The organism is uncultured Winogradskyella sp. (assembly GCF_963975125.1).
In the GTDB taxonomy this organism is placed as follows: domain Bacteria; phylum Bacteroidota; class Bacteroidia; order Flavobacteriales; family Flavobacteriaceae; genus Winogradskyella.
This window is the reverse complement of sequence record NZ_CAXBGB010000018.1, coordinates 18,621-37,677: the sequence shown is the minus strand read 5'-3', so window position 1 is coordinate 37,677 and position 19,057 is coordinate 18,621. Positions and strand designations below refer to the sequence as shown.

The 19,057-nt window shown below is 33.1% G+C and carries 14 protein-coding genes and 1 pseudogene; 6 read left to right on the top strand and 9 right to left on the bottom strand.

The window, feature by feature from the left end; all coding sequences use genetic code 11:
• Nucleotides 1-29: 29 nt before the first annotated feature.
• The 4 genes from AAC053_RS04395 to AAC053_RS04380 all read right to left on the bottom strand — a co-directional run bounded on the left by AAC053_RS04395 (nt 30) and on the right by AAC053_RS04380 (nt 4,813).
• On the bottom strand, nt 30-1,226 hold the full coding sequence (locus tag AAC053_RS04395; protein ID WP_339753262.1) for an intradiol ring-cleavage dioxygenase: 1,197 nt from the start codon (nt 1,224-1,226) through the stop codon (nt 30-32).
• Nucleotides 1,227-1,321: 95 nt separating this feature from the next.
• On the bottom strand, nt 1,322-2,146 hold the full coding sequence (locus AAC053_RS04390) for a LytTR family DNA-binding domain-containing protein (RefSeq protein ID WP_339753258.1): 825 nt from the start codon (nt 2,144-2,146) through the stop codon (nt 1,322-1,324).
• 198 nt (nt 2,147-2,344) lie between these two features.
• Nucleotides 2,345-3,274: a hypothetical protein gene (locus AAC053_RS04385; protein ID WP_339753255.1), complete on the bottom strand. Its 930-nt coding sequence runs from the start codon at nt 3,272-3,274 to the stop codon at nt 2,345-2,347.
• 144 nt (nt 3,275-3,418) lie between these two features.
• On the bottom strand, nt 3,419-4,813 hold the full coding sequence (locus AAC053_RS04380) for a TIGR00366 family protein (RefSeq protein ID WP_339753253.1): 1,395 nt from the start codon (nt 4,811-4,813) through the stop codon (nt 3,419-3,421).
• Nucleotides 4,814-4,966: 153 nt separating this feature from the next.
• On the opposite strand from AAC053_RS04380, the pseudogene AAC053_RS04375 reads away from it, so the two are divergent.
• Together AAC053_RS04375 and AAC053_RS04370 are read left to right on the top strand one after the other, a co-directional pair.
• Nucleotides 4,967-5,509: pseudogene (locus AAC053_RS04375) on the top strand (DUF2911 domain-containing protein); the annotation flags it as partial.
• Between the two features lie 114 nt (nt 5,510-5,623).
• The gene (locus AAC053_RS04370) at nt 5,624-6,055 is read left to right on the top strand and encodes a tetratricopeptide repeat protein (protein WP_339753268.1); all 432 of its coding nucleotides are present in this window, start codon (nt 5,624-5,626) and stop codon (nt 6,053-6,055) included.
• A 114-nt stretch (nt 6,056-6,169) separates the two neighbouring features.
• Here the strand turns inward: AAC053_RS04370 and recG are convergent, their stop codons facing one another.
• Complete coding sequence (recG, locus tag AAC053_RS04365) at nt 6,170-8,272, bottom strand: ATP-dependent DNA helicase RecG (protein WP_339753250.1); 2,103 nt, start codon at nt 8,270-8,272, stop codon at nt 6,170-6,172.
• Nucleotides 8,273-8,427: 155 nt separating this feature from the next.
• Nucleotides 8,428-9,189 (bottom strand): universal stress protein, encoded by a 762-nt coding sequence (locus AAC053_RS04360; protein ID WP_339753247.1) that lies wholly within the window; start codon nt 9,187-9,189, stop codon nt 8,428-8,430.
• Nucleotides 9,190-9,389: 200 nt separating this feature from the next.
• On the opposite strand from AAC053_RS04360, the gene AAC053_RS04355 reads away from it, so the two are divergent.
• The 3 genes from AAC053_RS04355 to AAC053_RS04345 all read left to right on the top strand — a co-directional run bounded on the left by AAC053_RS04355 (nt 9,390) and on the right by AAC053_RS04345 (nt 13,231).
• Nucleotides 9,390-11,360: a M1 family metallopeptidase gene (locus AAC053_RS04355; RefSeq protein WP_339753244.1), complete on the top strand. Its 1,971-nt coding sequence runs from the start codon at nt 9,390-9,392 to the stop codon at nt 11,358-11,360.
• Nucleotides 11,360-12,265, top strand: coding sequence for a patatin-like phospholipase family protein (locus tag AAC053_RS04350; RefSeq protein WP_339753242.1), 906 nt, complete (start codon nt 11,360-11,362; stop codon nt 12,263-12,265). Before AAC053_RS04355 ends, AAC053_RS04350 begins: the two co-directional genes overlap by 1 nt.
• Before the next feature lie 81 nt (nt 12,266-12,346).
• Nucleotides 12,347-13,231 (top strand): patatin-like phospholipase family protein, encoded by an 885-nt coding sequence (locus AAC053_RS04345; RefSeq protein ID WP_339753239.1) that lies wholly within the window; start codon nt 12,347-12,349, stop codon nt 13,229-13,231.
• On the opposite strand, the gene AAC053_RS04340 is transcribed toward AAC053_RS04345, so the two are convergent.
• From AAC053_RS04340 to AAC053_RS04330, 3 genes are read right to left on the bottom strand one after another with little or no spacing between them, the layout of a single operon-like run.
• Nucleotides 13,232-13,753 (bottom strand): hypothetical protein, encoded by a 522-nt coding sequence (locus tag AAC053_RS04340; protein WP_339753236.1) that lies wholly within the window; start codon nt 13,751-13,753, stop codon nt 13,232-13,234.
• Nucleotides 13,754-13,766: 13 nt separating this feature from the next.
• Nucleotides 13,767-15,323, bottom strand: a complete 1,557-nt coding sequence (locus AAC053_RS04335) for an FMN-binding glutamate synthase family protein (protein WP_339753233.1) — start codon at nt 15,321-15,323, stop codon at nt 13,767-13,769.
• 4 nt (nt 15,324-15,327) lie between these two features.
• Nucleotides 15,328-16,593 (bottom strand): amidohydrolase, encoded by a 1,266-nt coding sequence (locus tag AAC053_RS04330; protein WP_339753231.1) that lies wholly within the window; start codon nt 16,591-16,593, stop codon nt 15,328-15,330.
• Between the two features lie 133 nt (nt 16,594-16,726).
• Here AAC053_RS04330 and AAC053_RS04325 point away from each other — a divergent pair, with 133 nt between their 5' ends.
• Nucleotides 16,727-19,057 (top strand): UvrD-helicase domain-containing protein, encoded by a 2,331-nt coding sequence (locus AAC053_RS04325; RefSeq protein ID WP_339753228.1) that lies wholly within the window; start codon nt 16,727-16,729, stop codon nt 19,055-19,057.

Below are 19,057 nucleotides of genomic sequence, written 5' to 3'. Positions count from 1 at the left end.
TTTTTACAGTATTGGCAGTACACTCTTCTTCAATTGTGTTTTGGTGTAGGTAATTCAAAGTATTCATTTCTTGTTTTATCCAACATATTAGATACTTTATTTTGGTTTTTTCTTGTAGGTTTTAGGTCAATGAATTTTCCAATTATATTTCTATATCTGTAAATGATTATTGTGTTTTCTACCTTTGGATTTATCTTATTTAAATAGACTTCAGATTGCCTGTCTAAAAATGATGGCACAAAAGTTAAAGCGGTATTTTCTAAGTTCAATTCTTTTCCAAGTTGCTCTAATTCTATTTGTCGATTTAATTTGCTGTACCCTTTTTCACTCCTATATACAAAATAGACTTTTAAATATTTTTCTCGTTTGATGCTTTCTTGCTCTAAAAATGTTAACCATTTTTTTATTTCAGCCCAGTTTGGATTGTTGCCCACAAAATAGACGATTCCGTGATAACGTCCATATTTACAAACAGGACACGTTTTAGTTCCTTTATCTGGTCCAAATGCGTGAAATGGTGTAAATGAAGGATTGTCTTCTCCAATTTCTAGACCAGATTTAATGTTGATATTTGTAGCTATGGGATAGTTTGGTATATTTAGTCCTAAAATAATATTGTGCTCTGCAACTTGCAATTCTTCATCAATTAGCACTCTTAAAATACCACTTCCACCACGATTTTCAAATTTCTTTCTTTTGTCACCTGTTAATTTAATATCATCATCAAATACTAAACCATCAGTATAATACTCCTCAATAATTTCAGGCTCTTTAATAGATAAATGAATATGCTCTGGCATATCAGAATTTGGATAATTTTCTGGTCGAATTGTATAAATTGAGTAATTCCCCTGCTTGTCAGATTTTACCCAACCACGAATATGTCCGTGTTTTTTAGATTTGCCTTTTCCGTTAGAATAATATCCATTGTTGTCGGTTTGCCAATAGTATACTATTACATTGGGTGCATGTGTAATTCCGTCTAATTTCAGTACTTTTCCAGTGACCAACAATCTTTGTCCTTTTTCATTCCAAGCAGAACTGGTGTCAATTGACTGAATATTCTTTGGCATTCCAACATACATTAATTCGCAACCATCGCAGCCACCACCAACAATTTTATTAATATTTCTTGTAGGTGTTTCCTCTTTATTTGTCTGACCATAACAGTTTGTAAATGATATTAGAAATAGAAAAAATAGTCCAATGTTCAATATTCTCTTCATTGTTTTAAGTTTTAGTGAATATCAAATGACCGATAAATCTTGTGTATTGAAAAGATAAATACTAGCATATTGGTTATTAGGAGTGTTTTTATTGCTTAGTGGTTTAATAATTCGCTCCAATTTTGGCGATAATGTCTGCTAAACCTAATAGATTGGCCATTAGTTAAAATACCATCATAATCACCATTCTTTCGTGATTTCAATTCTGTTATGTTATTTTTATTGACAATTACTGAACGATGAACCCTTAGAAATGTACTAGAATCTAATACCGTTTCAAGTTTTTTCAAACTCTCATCGTGTAAGAATTTTTGATTATTAGAATATATCATAGTATATGGTCTATCCGTTTTAATGTATAGCACTGTAGAAATGTCAATCTTTATTCTGCGAATTCCATTTTTAACTGTGATGGTTTTAATAGTCTTTTCAACTGGGAAGTGTTTGTTGATTTGCTTTTTCCTTTTAAGGTAGTCAAAAACGAAAGGACTAAATAAATAGGCAATAATTGTTATATACAACTGGTTAGAAATAGCATTTTTAAGTATTCTCGAAAATCGGTGCGGTTCTGTATAGATAATAGTACTTACTAAAATAAAAATAGAAGTAAAAATGAATATATGTAGTAAACTATATGCGAATGCTGTACTTGAAGCGTAAAGTATTTTATTGGTTAGTGATTTGGGTTGAACTTTGTTGTAAAAAAAATTAGCAATTTTTATAAAAGGGATAAATAAAAGCCAAAAAGTATTGTAAAGCATTGTTTCTGACCAATAAAAACCGGTAAATTGAATTTCAGAGAAAACGTAGTCTTGGAAAATAGCCAAACCATATAATATAACACAGAACAAAACTAATATGCCAAAACTTGAATTTATAAGTTTATTATTTGTTGTTTTAAATGCTTGAATTTTCATCATTTTTTTAGTTACTGGCAACTTAGTGATATAAGTCCGTTTTAACACTCAATTAAGTTGAGCACAAAATGACTTATATCAGACCTTACTGAGACAATTCCGATAATTATTGAAACAGCATAGGTAAGCGAAGTTAACTTTTTATAAGTTAAAAATCAATGGTTTAGAGTGTTAAAGAGTTTATGTTTTATTAAAACCTCTCTACGAAGAGCTTCGATATCTCATCACTATTTTATGTGAATTAGAAGTTTTTCGATGATAATAGATGATGTTTTTATCTAGAGTTAGTGTAGGAGCTTCAATTAAATTTGCTATTACTTCAGAGAACAAAACTTTAGGTGCTGAAAAGTTAGATAAAAAATTAGGTCTAACAGCTACACATATTTCAAAAACAGTATTTGAGGTTATGGCTCCTTTTAAATATCTTGTATAATATAATTCTAGATTATCACTACTTATACAAGGTGCGTAATAAATATAGTTAGCATCATTTATGGTTTGTAGAATTGAAGTAGAATTTGGAAGTGTAGTGAATGTAGCTCCATTTTCTTTTTGTGCAACTCCTAATGTTGTTTCACAAGGTCCTACACAATTTACATCATCAAACATTGCATTGTTGAAGTATAAATACTGTCCATCTAAACTTATTCCGTGATCCATTATTAGCCAGCCAGGAGTGTTCATGTTAAAGTCTCCTTGTACGCGATCTATGTCAATAACATTTCCATTACTAAAATTTCCATGAAAGAGATTATTTAGTTCTGTTGGATAATTCCGTGTAGATGTCCAATAAAAATCTCCATTCATGTCCATATCAGCAACTGCATCTAAATGTGGTGTTATGGTTTGATTTGTTCCTGTCAGTTCGCCAACATAATTAAAGGTAGAATCATTAATCTTAGTCGCATAATACAGTTTTGTATTTATGCCATCATTTAAATTATTAAAGAACAGATAATTTCCATCAGGTGATATAAAAGGCTCCATCGCATCAGAGGACAAACCATTAATTGTGACATCAATCGCAGAACCAAATGAAGGATATAGCTGAGATGAACTTATATCATTATCATTCGATGAACAAGAGAGAACTAGTAATAAGATAAATGTGATTTTAAAACAGGTTTTCATTGATACGCTTTAAGTTACTGCTAATTAATCTTACTGTACCAATTCTGATAATAATTGAGATAGCACAGGTAGGCGAAGTTAGCTTTTTTTGAGCTAAAAACGCAATATTTCCAGCTGGTTAGATGTCAAACATTATTAAAAATTTTAAAGTGGAATATAAGTCACCATCAAAGCCTGTAACACAAACATCACTACAAACGGAATAAACAAATAGCCCACCACATCTCTAGCTTGTATTTTAATACCAGCTCCCATAACAGGGAAAACCATTAATAAGAAAAACGGTTGTAGTAAGTTGCTTAAACTTTCACCATAAGCCATAGACATTGCAGCTCTGGCTGTAATAGCATTAACTTCTGTTGCTGGTAAATTGGCGCCTAAATCTTGCACCATATTAATAATACTTGGTCCAATAACTGCAAATTCTCCACCAGCAGAAGGAATAGCAAAGTTAATAATACCACCTGTGAGATATGAAATAAAGGCGTAAGATTCTGGTGTAGCAACAGATGCTAAAACATCACTTATTTTTGCACCTAATCCAGAGGCTAACATAATTCCCATAATACCAGCATAAAAAGGATATTGAAATAAGATACCAGAAATATTACTGCTAGCACGTTTCATTGCAATACTGTAACGCATTGGTGTAATATGTAAGAGCATCCCAACGATTAGGAAGATAAAAATCATGATGTTGAAATTTAAATCAAAACCTTTTGTAGCGAAGTGATAGATAATATAACTTACACCCAATAGCGCTACACCAATTTGTAACCAACCAGCATTATTTAAAGCATCAGAAACGGCTTTAAAAGGTAATTTATAAGATAAGGCTTCTTCTTTTACAGAAGTGTTGTCTTCTGTTGTATCTGTTTTTAAATCTCGTAATTCTTTGCCTTCAGAAGACTTCGGAATCAATAACCACATAATTAATGGTGTGATAATTACAAATAAGCCAATCATTGCAATGTTGAGCACTGAACTTAAAGTATAACTTGTAGAAATGGTATCGTTTAAGATCCCGCTTTCAATTAAAAAGTTATTATCTGTATTTAACAATAAGGGAATGGAACTTGACAATCCACTAACCCATGAACCATTAGAAAAATAGACACATGCAACTAAAAAAGGATAGTGAACACCTTTAATTCTTAATGCTAATTCTCTGGCTAAAATTGCTGTTATAACAACCATTCCGAAACTAATTAATGAAATGAGTGCTCCAAAAGCAATAACAGTCACATATACCTGAATGGGAGTTGAAATACGCATAGAAAAATTATCTATACCATTTTTTACCGGAGAAGATTGAGCAATACTATATGCCGTAATAATGATTAACACAATTTGCATTCCGAAGGAAAGTAATTTCCAGAAACCATCATACCAGCCTTCTAAAACTGTAATAGGTTTACTATCTGTAATCACTAAAGAAACTAGTATAGTGATAAGCGTTAGCAATAATGCAAAGACATATGCACTTGGCATGTATTTGATAAAAGCGTCTGTAAATTTTTGACCGAGTTTAGTGAGCATTTTGTTTTGGTTAGTTGAGACTAAGATAATTTTTTTCTAACTCTTGGCAATACGTTAATTAACACTTGTGTTAGTTTCTTTAACAACTCCATAACAGACTTAAACTTATAATCCGAGTAATTTGTGGGATAACTAATCTAAATCCGTATAAAAATGAGAACAACAATTACTTTTTTTGTAATGTTAATGGTGCTATGTGTTTCTTTCACTGCAACTGCACAGCTTAATACACCTCGAGGTAGTCAAATGGCTTCTGTAATGCAGCGTGTAGGCACTACAGACATAACTATTACTTATTCTAGGCCTAGTGTAAATAATCGAGAAGTCTGGGGAAAACTAGTGCCTTTTGGTATGAATAATCTAGGTTTTGGAACTTCTTAAGCAGCTCCATGGCGCGCAGGTGCTAATGAGAATACAACAATTACTTTTACACACGATGCTAAAATAGAAGGAAAATCTATTGCTGCTGGTACTTATGGTTTGCATATTAATGTAAAGGATGAGGATAATGCGACTATTATTCTATCTAAAGATAAAGATGCTTGGGGAAGTTATTTTTATGATGATGCCAATGATGCATTACGTGCAGGTGTAAAGTTAAAAGACAATGCGCATACAGAATTATTAACTTATGAGTTTAATGAAGTAGAAACAAATTCAACAACAGTTTATTTAGCATGGGAAAAGAAAGCAATCCCTTTTAATATTGAAGTTGATGTAACTAAGATTGTTTTAGATGATATTAGAGGTCAATTTAAAGGTCAAACAGGCTTTACAAGGCAAAATTGGGAGCAAGCTGCTAATTTTTCAATGAATAATGGAGGTGATTTAGAAGAAGCTTTAGATTGGATTAACTCTGCTTTAGAAGGTCAATTTTTTAGTCAGAAAACAGTTAATGGTCTAGCAATAAAGGCTCAAATTCTTCAGAAGAAAGGAGATTTAGAAGGTTATGGAAAAACTATGGATGATGCAGTGGCTATGGCTAATCCCAGCCAAATTAATAGAATGGGCTACGCTATGATTACAGCTAAAGACTATGATAGAGCTGTAAAATATTTTAGTATAAATGTAAAAAGCAACCCTAAAAATGCTAATTGGCATAATAGTTTAGGTGAAGCATATAAAGCAAAAGGGGATAAGAAAAATGCAATTAAACATTTTAAAAAATCATTAACAATGAATCCTTCTGCAAACGTCAAAGCAAACTCAGAAAAAAACCTAAAAGAATTAGGCGCATTATAAAAATTTCTTCAGCAAAACACGTTTAGTTTTGTTTTAAAAGGTCTGATTGTAGTTGGTGTCAGGCCTTTATTTGTTCCTGCGAAAGTAGAAATCCCTTTAAGTAACCGAATTGATTTAACTAATATAGTTCCAGATATTACGATACTTACTCATTTGTCTATACGTATTAAGAATCACTTTGTGCTCAGGTAAAGCCAAGCTAGGATCAAGTTTTAATACGCTTTTCGCGTAATTACGTGCTTGTTCTAAAATGTCTTTATCTTTTATAATATCTGCAATACGCAGGTTTAACACACCACTTTGTTGTGTGCCCATAATATCACCAGGTCCACGAATTTTTAAATCAACTTCGGCAATTTCAAAACCATCGCTAGAGCGTACCATGGTTTCTAATCGGGTTTTACTATCCTGGTTCAATTTATGACTTGTCATTAAAACACAATAGCTCTGTTCTGCACCACGACCAACGCGTCCACGTAATTGATGTAGTTGAGATAGACCAAAGCGTTCTGCGCTTTCAATAATCATTACTGAAGCGTTAGGTACGTTAACTCCAACCTCAATAACTGTAGTTGCAACCATAATGTTAGTTTCGCCTTTTACAAAACGTTGCATTTCGTAATCTTTGTCAACAGGTTTCATTTTACCATGCACAATAGAAATTTGATATTCTGGCATTGGAAACTCGCGAGAGATGCTTACATAGCCATCCATTAAATCTTTGTAATCCATTTTTTCACTTTCCTGAATTAATGGATATACAATATAAATTTGTCTGCCTAAAGCGATTTCATCCTTCATAAACTTGAAAACTTTCAAGCGATTATTATCAAAACGATGAACTGTTTTTATCGGTTTTCTTCCTGCTGGTAATTCGTCAATTACAGAAATGTCTAAGTCTCCATAAACGGACATGGCTAGGGTTCTTGGAATTGGAGTTGCTGTCATTACAAGGACATGTGGAGGTGAGGTGTTTTTATGCCATAATTTTGATCTTTGTGCGACTCCAAAACGATGTTGTTCATCGATAATAGCAAGCCCTAAATTTTTAAATCTCACCTTATCTTCGAGCAAGGCATGTGTGCCAATTAGTATTTGTAAATTGCCGTTTTCTAGATTTTCATGAATTTTTTTTCTTTGTGAAGTTTTACTTGAACCAGTTAGCAGTGAAATACTGATATTTAATGGCTTACATAGTTCTAGTAATCCGTTATAGTGTTGTACTGACAAAATAGCAGTCGGAGCCATGAGACAACATTGAAAATCGTTGTCAAGCCCCATTAATATTGACATAAAAGCAACTATCGTTTTCCCGGAGCCTACATCTCCTTGTAAAAGCCGATTCATCTGTGCGTTACTTCCTAAATCGTGTCTAATTTCTTTTAAAACACGTTTCTGTGCATTGGTTAATTTAAAGGGTAAATGATCTTTGTAAAACGTATTAAAGTAGTCTCCTACTTTGTCAAAAGGAAAGCCTTTAATTTTAGATTTATGAATCAGGTTTTTAAGAATTAATTGCAATTGAATGTAAAATAATTCTTCAAATTTTAGACGAAATTGAGCTCTTGTTAATAGCTCTTGAGTCTTTGGAAAATGAATGTTAAAAAGCGCATCAGGTTTTGAGATTAATTTTAATTCACCTTTTACTGAATCTGATAAAGTTTCAACAAATTGACCATTAGTTTCTAAAAATAATTGTTGCATTATTTTAGTAACAACCCTATTTGTGATACCCTTATTTGATAATTTTTCTGTAGATGGGTAAATCGCTTGCATGGCAGAACGCAGATTACTTTCATGTTCCGTTTGCAATTCAATTTCTGGATGTGGTATAGTATATTTACCGCTAAACCAGTTTGTTTTACCAAAAATCACATAAGGTTTACCGATTTTAAGGCTTTCTCTAATCCATTTCTGACCTCTAAACCAGACGAGTTCCATCTTTCCTGTGTCGTCTTTAAAGTCAGCGACAAGACGTTTGCCTCGTTTCTGTGTCACTTCTCTAAAACCCGTAATCACACCAATAACTTGAACTTCTGCGTTGTTGCGCTGCAGTTCATTGATTTTATAATACTTTGTACGGTCTATATAGCGATTTGGAAATAAATTGATGAGGTCTTGATAAGTTTGAATCCCTAATTCAGCGCGCAACAAATCCGCTCTGTTTGGGCCAACACCTTTAAGGTAATCAATTGGAGTTTGTAAATTCACACTCATTAGGCGAATTTACCCATTTCATTTGAAAAAAGGAACCTCTTTTTTCTATCATTTGAGTAGTGTGCGATTAAGAAATTTCTCTTATATTCAAAATCATGAGATTTTTCGTGATACTCAAATGACAGAAAATTCTGTTTTTCTATTTTAGGGAATGATTACTGTGCTCCTTTAAGTACCAATAGTGGGATTCTGCTTTCAAAATCAGCTTTATTTAGTGTATGGTCTAAGGTAACATCTTTCCATAATTTTTGAAAAAAACCACGTTTACGTCTAAAAACACAAGTTATGTCAGGATTAATTACATGTATATATTCTAAAACACCTTGGAAAAGCGTGGCATTTTCTGAAGAATAATATTTTGAAGTAAGGATAGCTAAATCTTTATCAAACATTAAATCTTCGGGAAGATATGAAGGTGTTTTTATTTGTAATAATGTCATTTCTGCTTTTGTAGAAACTAACATGTGTTCTAATTGAGTTAATGATCCTTTGGATTCAATAATTCCAGATTTAATTGCTGTTAGTACAGTCTTTATGTCTTTGTACTTATAGTTCTCTGGAATTAGGAGTACTGGCATTTCTGTTTTCTTAACAATGCTTCCAGATAAATTATCTAGGAATAACTTATCGTTGGATTTTGGTGTTTTAGCTGATGCAATAATGAGATCTACGTTAAAATCTGCGCAAAACTCTTTTATATAATCTAATGTGTCACCTTCAAAAAATCTAAAGTTAATAGCAATGCCTTGTTTTTCAGCATGAATCATGATTTCATCTAGGTGGTCTTCCTCACTAATTTCATTAAGTTGAATGCCGTAAATCATTTCTGCTCCAACTGCTTTTGCAAAATCGATGGCGTAAATTAAAGTAGCTTTCTTTTCTTTTAAAGAACTGATTGGGACTAGGAATGTTTTCATGTTGTTAAATCTTTTAAATTTTTGCGCAAAAGTACTTCTAAACAAAAGAACTAATAGGGCAAGATCTTTATATTTCGTTGAAGTGTATTGATTATAAGATGAGTGTATAAAAAGAGCTATTAAAAATTTAATTATTAGCGGCTTTAAACAATACTCTCAAAAATTTGTACTTTGGTGTTATCCTTGCGTAGTTTTGTTTTATGAAGAACCTTTCTATTATTTTTTTCTTTTTTATATCAAGTTTTGTCTTTTCTCAACAAACGGATTATGTAGATTTTTTGAAATTAGAAGCAACAATAGGTTTTAATACTGACTCTTCATTTGTTTACGGAAGTGGTACTTATAATTTTAGAATATTAAAGCCAGTTGATTCAGTGTATATTGATGCTTACGAATTTAAGTTGGTATCTATTCCAGAATGGGTTAATAATGGTTTAAAGTATTCTTACGATGGTCGTAAAATTTGGATAAAAGGTGACTTTGAGGTTGGAGAACGTTACAATTTTACTTTTAATTATGAGACTCATCCTAAAAAAGCACTGTATTTTTTGAAGCGAAAGAGTGAATGGCAAATCTGGACTCAAGGTCAAGGAAAATACACTAGTAACTGGCTGCCTAGTTTTGACGATGTAAATGAAAAGATAGAATTTGATCTAAGTATTTATTTTGATGATGGTTATCAGGTTCTATCAAATGGAACTATAGAATACAAAGGGTCAAATCAGCATACAGGTAAAAAAACGTATAAGTTTGATATGCTAAAACCAATGTCTAGCTACTTAGTAGCTTTAACTATTGGTAAATACAATAAAAAAGTGGAAACCTCTAAAAGTGGAATTCCACTAGAGTTTTATTACTATCCTGAAGATTCTCTAAAAGTGGAACCGACTTACCGTTACAGCAAGCGTATATTCGATTTCTTGGAAGATGAAATTGGATTTGCATACCCTTGGCAAAACTATAAACAAGTGCCAGTGCATGATTTTTTATACGCAGGTATGGAAAATACAAGTCTCACTATTTTTTCAGATGCTTTTATGGTTGACTCCATTGGTTTTAATGATAAAAATTATGTTAATGTTAATGCGCATGAGTTAGCGCATCAGTGGTTTGGTGATTTAGTAACTGCTAAGTCTAGCAAGCATCATTGGTTGCAAGAAGGTTTTGCGACCTATTATGCGCTCTTAGCAGAACGTGATATTTTTGGAGATGATTATTTCTACTTCAAACTCTTTGAGTCTGTTATAGAGCTGGGTAGGCAAGATGTTTCTGGTAACGGAACGTCGCTTTTAAATCCTAAATCTAATAGTCTAACATTTTATCAGCGTGGAGCTTGGGTTTTACATGCATTGCATAATAAAGTTGGTGATGTGGTTTTTAAGCAAGCTATTAAAAACTACCTAGCGAAATATCAATTCGCTAGTGTAGAAACCTCTGATTTTATTTCGGAAGTTGAGCGTTTACATGGAAAATCCTTATCTACTTTTGTTAATTTGTGGATTGTGCAAAAGGCATTTCCTTATGATGAGGCTTTTGCATTATTGAAACGACAATCTACTTTTGTTAATGAGTATGTGATGGTAGATTGTGAAGTAAAATCCTCTAAATGTACTGAATACCTTAAGTACTATGTCTCTGACGAAGCGAAAGTGAAGATTATTTCGCAAGTACCAGATATAGTCACTACTTCTGTATTTAATAATAGTTTAAAGGTGCGACAGGCTATTTCGCAATATGTAACTAAGATACCCGAGAATTTAAAATTTAATTATGAGTCTTTACTAGATGATAGATCTTATATTACTGTTGAGAAGGCGTTATATAATCTTTGGGTTAATTTTCCTTTAGAGCGGTCTAAATATCTTTCTAAAACACGAAATATTGCTGGTTTTAATGATAAGAACGTTCGCTTGCTATGGTTAGTTTTAAATTTAAATACACCATATTATCAAGCAGATGATAAACAAGAATTGTATAATGAGTTAGTGAGTTATACTAACAAAAAACATAACGCAGATTTAAGGATAAATGCATTTCAGTATTTAAGTTTAATTAAATCTTGTAATGAAAAATGTCAAAAGAATTTAGAACAGGCAAAATCGCATCATAATTGGAGATTGGTTAAGTTTGCAAAAGAAATGTCAGAACAATTACAACAAAAGCAAGATTAATGCGAGCATTGGTAATATCCGGAGGTGGAAGTAAAGGAGCATTTGCGGGTGGAGTGGCGCAATACTTAATGGAGCATGAAAGACATAATTACGATTTGTTTTTGGGGACTTCAACTGGAAGTCTTTTAGTGTCTCATTTGGCTCTAAATAATATTGAAAAAATAAAACAAGTTTTTACGAATGTAAATCAAGGATCGATTTTTGACAGTTGCCCTTTTGTAATTAAAAAGAAAAAGGGGGTTGAAACTATTGGAATTAATCATTTTACGGTGTTTTTAAATCTTTTGAAAGGCTTTAAGACATTCGGTACAAGTGGTCATCTAAAAAGGTTAATCAAAAATACGCTTACCGAGGTTGAATTTAATACCTTAAAAGAAGGTGCTACTAATATAATAGTTACGGTTTCTAATCTCTCGCTCAACCAAGTGGAGTATAAATCTATAAAAGATTTTGATTATGATGAGTTTTGTGAATGGATTTGGGTGTCATGTAACTACACGCCATTTATGTCTTTAGTAAGGAAAAACGGTTGTGAATATGCTGATGGAGGGCTCGGGTCCATGGTGCCAATAGAAGAGGCGATTAAGCGTGGTGCTACTGTAGTAGATGCTATTATTTTGCAGACTGAAGTAACGCAGTTAAACAGAATGCCATCAATTAATGCATTTTCGTTGTTAACCAATATGTTTGCGTTTATGTTAGATAGAATTGAAAGTCAAAATATTAGAATTGGTAAATTCGTAGCTTCAAATCAAAATGCTATTATTAATTTTTATTATACGCCAACAGTTCTAACAACTAATTCTTTAATCTTTGAAAAAGAGAAAATGACAAAATGGTGGGAGAGAGGTTTTAATTATGCAAAATATAAAAATGAAGAAGTTAGTCCATTGGAGATGGAATAAAGAATCTATGATTGATTTAAGAAATGCTAATAATTATTGGAGCAAGCAATTCATAAACTATAAAGCAATAACTGTAAACAAATGAGAGCATTAGTAATATCTGGTGGTGGAAGTAAAGGTGCATTTGCTGGTGGTGTAGCGCAATATCTTATGGAGCGTGAAAACCGCAAATACGATATGTTTTTGGGTACTTCTACAGGAAGCCTTTTGGTTCCGCATTTGGCTGTGAATAATATTTCTAAACTCTACGATATTTTCACTAACGTTCAGCAGCAAGATATTTTTAGTGTAAGTCCGTTTGTGCAGCGAAAAAAAGGAGATAGGGAGTTTGTGTCTATAGATTTTGTGAATTCGATGTGGCAGTTTATAAGGCGTAAGCGTACATTTGGTGAAAGTAAAGCGCTTAGACGTAATATAAGGCGAAACTTTACCTTTGATGAGTATCAGAAAATTAAAAAAGAAAAGCACGATGTAGTTGTAACTGTGTCTAATCTTTCTATGAATAGGGTAGAGTACAAGTCTATTAACGATTGTACTTACGAAGAGTTTTGTAATTGGATTTGGATTTCTTGTAATTATGTTCCTTTTATGTCTTTAGCTAAAGTGAATGGTTATGAATATGCTGATGGTGGTTTAGGTTGTGTGATACCTATTAGAGAGGCAATTAAAAGAGGTGCTACAGAAGTTGATGCTGTTGTTTTAGAGTCTGAGAGTCTTAAAAAACAAAAAGTACTTGGGAAAAACCCATTCTCATTAATGATTAACTTATTTGGTCATTTAATGGATCAAGTGGAGCGTAATGATATAGTGATAGGAAAGTTAGCTGCTAAGAATAGAAATGTAAAACTTAATTTATATTACACGCCAACAATGTTAACTGAAAACTCACTGATATTTAGTAAGCGTCTCATGGAAAAATGGTGGCAGCAAGGCTATGACCATGCAGAGCAAAAGCACTCTAAGTAGTTACCACATACCGCTCACCTCTTGTTTAATATATGATAGTGCTGCATTACTTGGCGCTTGCTTATCTATGAGTTCAGTTAAAATAACTTCACGTAGCTTGTTGGCTGTGTCTGTTTTCTCGAGCATATTCGCTTTTCTTATTAACTGAATTGTTGCGTTTTTAGCTGCTAAAACTATATTCCAACATTCGTCAGATACGTATATTTGCTGTGATAGATTATGTTCAAATTCTTGTTGAATTGTTGCGACAAGTAAAGTTTCATAATCTTCTTTATTTGAAGATATTGGGTTTAGTCTAATTAATAATTTTGAAGGTGCTATTCGTTCTAAAAAAAGCGCCATTCGCTCGTAAGCTTGAAGGCGTAATGGAAAGGCTTCTTTTTGCATATTTTTTTGCAACAGAAAACGTCTTCGACCTTCTTCATTTTCAATATGCTGTTTAAAAAAATAATAGGCAATTGCTCCAACAATTAATGCAGGAAGTAAGCTAAAAAGTAGTTCAATAATTTTATCTAAATCCATTTAATTCAAGTTTTTATTTTATTTGTCCGCCAAGATACTTACAATCCTTTAAATGTTGCATACTTTTAAAAGGCACTTTTGTTTTTTTATAACCATAAGTTCTATTTAATTCTTTAGATAAATTGTGGTCATCAACATTAACTTCTATATCACGCATTTTAAATTCACATGGATGTTCGTAACCTGCAGCATGTGTAATTTCTATAAACTCTTTTCTAAATGTTTTAAAATATTGAGCTAAACGTTCAGATTTTAAAGGAACATTTATTCCGCGTTGTAACCATTGACTTTGTGTTGCTACACCTGATGGGCAGCGATTAGTATGGCAAATTTGTGCCTGAATACAACCTATACTCATCATAGCTTCTCGAGCTACATTGATGCAATCTGCTCCCATAGCAAATGCCATAGCTGCTTTTGCTGGGAATCCTAGTTTTCCACTTCCAATGAAAACAATACGCTCTGATAGACCTTTCTTTTTAAATAATTTATAAAGATCACCAAAACCATAAACCCAAGGTAAAGAAACGTGATCTGCAAAACTTGGTGGTGCAGCACCAGTTCCTCCTTCTCCACCATCAACAGTAATAAAATCTGGACCTTTACCAGTTTTTAGCATCACATCTGCCAATTCTTCCCAGTGGCCTAGCTTGCCAATTGCAGCTTTTATACCAACTGGCAACCCAGTTTCTTTAGCAATAGCTTCAATAAAATTAACCATCTCTTGTACTGTAGAAAATGCTTTGTGATTTGGTGGTGATAAAACTGTTTTACCCACTTCTACACCTCTTATTCCTGCAATTTCTTTAGTAATCTTAGAGCCTGGAAGAACACCACCTTTACCTGGTTTTGCTCCTTGAGACAACTTAACTTCTATAGCTCTAATGAAAGGGTTGTCTTCAACAAGCTTTTTCATTTTTTCCATTGAAAACCCACCATCGTCAGCACGTACACCAAAATAACCAGTTCCGAAATGAAAAACGACATCTCCACCATTGCTATGGTATGGAGAAAGACCTCCTTCACCCGTATTATGATAGGCTCCTGCGATTTTCACCCCTTTATTTAAAGATTCTACAGCTTTTGCAGATAGCGATCCAAAACTCATAGCAGAAACGTTTATAACAGAAGCTGGACGATAAGGTTTATCTCTTTTATTAAATTCACCAATTACCTTTGCGCATGGCAAAAATGATTTGTCCAAAGTATTGGGATGATTGCTTTCAGTTTTAAAAGGAAACATAGCATTATTAATAAATATATGCTGATGTGCATAGATATCTCTATCAGTTCCAAAACCTTCGTAATTATTTTCATTCTTAGAAGAAGCATATACCCAACCACGTTCTATGCGGTTAAAAGGTAATTCTTCTCTGTTGTTAGCGACAAAATATTGACGGATTTCTGGTCCAACACTTTCCATTAAGTATCTTATATGACCAATCACAGGAAAATTATGACTTATCGTATGTTTTCTTTGAATTATATCTCTTAAAGCCACAATAACCAAGACAATTATTATCCAAAGCCACCAAGAAATAGAACCTAAAAATTCTAAAATAGAATCCATATTATTAATTGTTTAAGTAATCTAAGGTAACTTGAGTAAAAGCTTTAACACCAAGAAGCATGCTGCTATCATCAATTTTAAAATCTGGTGTGTGGTGTGGAAAAACTTCAGTATTGCCAGGTGTCATTCCTCCTAAAAAGAAATATACGCCAGGAACTACTTCTTGAAAATAAGAAAAGTCCTCACCACCAGTAGTGGCTTTCATGATTTTTACATTAGTTTCTCCAGCTGCTTTTTGAAGTGAAGGTAATATTTGTTCTGTTAGTTCTGCATCATTAAACGTGATAGATGTGTTGTTTTGAAAAGTAATTGTTGCTTTTCCTCCATAGGCTTTAGCAATGGATTCTACCATTTCTTTCATTCGTTTTTCAATATGAGCTCTCATTTTTGGATCTAATGTTCTTACTGTACCAATCATTTCTGCAGATTCAGGTATGATATTAAACCTTGTCCCAGCTGTTATTTTTCCAACTGTTATTACAGCTGCTTCATTGGTAAGTTTAGATTCTCTACTGATAATAGTTTGTAAACCATCAATAATTTTGGCTGATATCATTATTGGATCGACACCAGACCAAGGCTGTGAGCCATGCGTTTGTTTTCCTTGCACATCTATTACAAATCGCTCTACAGAAGCCATTATTCCACCTGTTTTGTATTTTATAGTACCTAATGGAGTTTCAGAATTTATGTGCAATCCGAAAATAGCATCAACTTTTGGATTTTCTAATACACCTTCTTTAATCATAAGTTTAGCTCCGCCTTCTTCTCCTGGAGGTGGACCTTCTTCGGCTGGTTGAAAAATAAACTTAATTGTGCCGTTAATTTTGTCTTTATGCTTAGATAAAACTTCGGCAGTTGCCATTAATATTGATATGTGAGTGTCATGTCCGCAAGCGTGCATAACTCCTGTTTCTGTATTTAAAAACGTTGTTCTTACTTCAGACTTAAAAGGTAAATCGTTACGTTCTGTTACTGGTAGCGCATCAATATCTGCTCTTAAAGCTACCACTTTTCCAGGCTTGTCTCCTTTTAACAATGCTACAACTCCTGTTTTTGCTATACCAGTTTCAACCTCAAGGCCTAAAGATTTTAAATGTTCTGCAATCTTTTCTGCTGTTTTAAATTCTTGATTGGAGAGTTCTGGGTTTTTATGAAAATGATGTCTCCATTCTATTAATTTTTCTTCAATATCAATGATGTCTTGCTCAATTGTGTTTTGCGAGAAAGAAAATGTACATGTAAATAATAAGGCATAAAAAATCTTCATAGATTTATAATTTGTACTAAGATATTGAAAATTTATAAAACTAAACTCTTAATACATTGTTTATAATTAATGCAATTTCTATATGGTAAAACCTAAGACTATTCTTAATTTCACAGTTCGAAAAAAAATGAATTTGGAAAAGTATCTCAGTCAACTTAACGACGCACAATTAGCACCTACGTTACAAAAGGACGGCCCAATGATTATCATTGCTGGTGCAGGTTCTGGTAAGACGCGCGTACTAACGTTTCGTATTGCGTATTTGATGAGTAAAGGCGTAGATGCATTCAATATTTTAGCGTTAACATTTACCAACAAAGCGGCCAAAGAAATGAAAGGCAGAATTGCTGATATCGTTGGAGATAGTGAAGCTAAGAATTTGTGGATGGGAACGTTTCACTCTGTTTTTGCTAAGATTTTACGTTTTGAAGGTCACCATTTAGGCTTTCCAAGCAATTTCACAATTTACGACACTCAAGATTCACAGAAACTCATGGGTTCCATTATAAAGGAAATGGGACTAGATAAGGATATCTACAAAACCAAACAGATTTATAGCAGAATTTCATCTTATAAAAATAGTCTTGTTACAGTAAAGGCATATTTTAAGAATCCTGAATTAATGGAAGCTGATGCAATGGCACGTCGACCAAGAATGGGAGATGTTTACAAAGAATATGTAGATCGTTGCTTTAAGGCTGGAGCTATGGATTTTGATGATTTATTGTTGAGAACCAATGAGTTGCTTACGCGTTTTCCGAATGTGCTAGCGCAATATCAAGATAAGTTCCGTTACATATTGGTAGATGAATATCAAGATACAAACCACTCACAATATTTAATCGTTAGAGCTTTAGCAGATCGTTTTCAAAATATATGTGTAGTAGGTGATGATGCTCAGAGTATTTATGCGTTTCGTGGTGCAAATATTAATAACATTCTTAATTTTCAAAAAGATTACGATAATGTTAAAATGTATCGTTTAGAACAGAATTATCGTTCGACAAAAAATATTGTTGGTGCTGCAAATTCGGTTATTGAGCATAACAAAACCAAGCTAGATAAGATTGTTTGGACGGCAAATGATATAGGTGAAAAAGTGAAAGTAAATCGTTCGTTAACAGATGGTGATGAAGGTCGTTTTGTAGCGAGTACGATTTGGGAAACCAAAATGAACAATCAATTGCCTAATAGTGATTTTGCTGTTTTGTACCGCACTAACGCCCAATCACGTGCTATAGAAGATGCATTTAGAAAACGTGATATTCCTTATCGTATTTATGGTGGACTTTCTTTTTATCAACGTAAGGAAATAAAGGATGTTACTGCTTATTTGCGGCTAATCCTAAATTCTGCTGACGAAGAAGCATTAAAACGTGTTATCAATTATCCAGCAAGAGGAATAGGACAAACAACTATAGAAAGATTGGTAGTTGCGGCAAATGCTACAGGAAAAACGATTTATGGTGTTCTAAAAGATATTGATACCGTTTCTATTAATATTAATAATGGCACAAAGAATAAGCTAAGAGATTTTGTAACACTTATAGAAAGTTATAAAGTGATAAATCAAACGGCTAATGCATTTGATTTAGCGGAGCATGTTACCAAAACTAGTGGCTTAATTAGAGAATTGAATAAGGATGGTACACCAGAAGGTGTAACACGAATAGATAATGTTCAGGAATTACTTAATGGTATCAAGGACTTTGTAGAAGGACAGATAGAGTTAGCAGATGCAGGTGATTCGTTAGCAGAATTTTTAGAAGATGTGGCTTTAGCAACAGATTTAGATGCCGATAAAGGAGATCCTGATCATGTGGCTTTGATGACAATTCACTTAGCTAAAGGTCTAGAATTTTCGCATGTATTCATTGTTGGTATGGAAGAGGATTTGTTTCCTAGTGCCATGAGCATGAATACACGTAGCGAATTAGAAGAAGAACGTCGTTTATTTTATGTAGCTTTAACCAGAGCAGAAAAACAAGCTTATTTAACCTATACGTTATCGCGTTACCGTTGGGGAAAATTAATTGATGCAGAACCAAGCCGTTTTATCGAAGAAATAGAAGATGAATATGTAGATATTATTACACCGTTAAAAGAACAGCGTTTTAATCCAATGATAGACGAGTCTATATTTGGTGATATAGAACCTAACCGCATACGATTTTCAAAACCAAAGACAGCAAAAATGCCAAAAAAGAATACAAAAGCTAAACCAGAGAATTTTAAGATTAGTACACCTAAAAAAATGAAACCATTAACTAAATCTGAGGATAATTCTAATTTATTTGATAGTAAACTCACTGTGGGCAGTATGGTAAATCATCAGCGATTTGGTAGAGGAGAGGTTATTAAAATTGAAGGTGTAGGAGGTGATGCTAAAGCTGAAATCAAATTTCAAAAAGGAGATACTAAAAAATTATTATTACGATTTGCGAAGCTTCAAGTTATGCGTTAG

Coding starts and splice junctions, on each gene's coding strand:
- AAC053_RS04395 (WP_339753262.1), bottom strand. CDS start 1,226: ATGAAGAGAATATTGAACATTGGACTATTTTTTCTATTTCTAATATCA.
- AAC053_RS04390 (WP_339753258.1), bottom strand. CDS start 2,146: ATGATGAAAATTCAAGCATTTAAAACAACAAATAATAAACTTATAAAT.
- AAC053_RS04385 (WP_339753255.1), bottom strand. CDS start 3,274: ATGAAAACCTGTTTTAAAATCACATTTATCTTATTACTAGTTCTCTCT.
- AAC053_RS04380 (WP_339753253.1), bottom strand. CDS start 4,813: ATGCTCACTAAACTCGGTCAAAAATTTACAGACGCTTTTATCAAATAC.
- AAC053_RS04370 (WP_339753268.1), top strand. CDS start 5,624: ATGAATAATGGAGGTGATTTAGAAGAAGCTTTAGATTGGATTAACTCT.
- recG (WP_339753250.1), bottom strand. CDS start 8,272: ATGAGTGTGAATTTACAAACTCCAATTGATTACCTTAAAGGTGTTGGC.
- AAC053_RS04360 (WP_339753247.1), bottom strand. CDS start 9,189: ATGAAAACATTCCTAGTCCCAATCAGTTCTTTAAAAGAAAAGAAAGCT.
- AAC053_RS04355 (WP_339753244.1), top strand. CDS start 9,390: ATGAAGAACCTTTCTATTATTTTTTTCTTTTTTATATCAAGTTTTGTC.
- AAC053_RS04350 (WP_339753242.1), top strand. CDS start 11,360: ATGCGAGCATTGGTAATATCCGGAGGTGGAAGTAAAGGAGCATTTGCG.
- AAC053_RS04345 (WP_339753239.1), top strand. CDS start 12,347: ATGAGAGCATTAGTAATATCTGGTGGTGGAAGTAAAGGTGCATTTGCT.
- AAC053_RS04340 (WP_339753236.1), bottom strand. CDS start 13,753: ATGGATTTAGATAAAATTATTGAACTACTTTTTAGCTTACTTCCTGCA.
- AAC053_RS04335 (WP_339753233.1), bottom strand. CDS start 15,323: ATGGATTCTATTTTAGAATTTTTAGGTTCTATTTCTTGGTGGCTTTGG.
- AAC053_RS04330 (WP_339753231.1), bottom strand. CDS start 16,593: ATGAAGATTTTTTATGCCTTATTATTTACATGTACATTTTCTTTCTCG.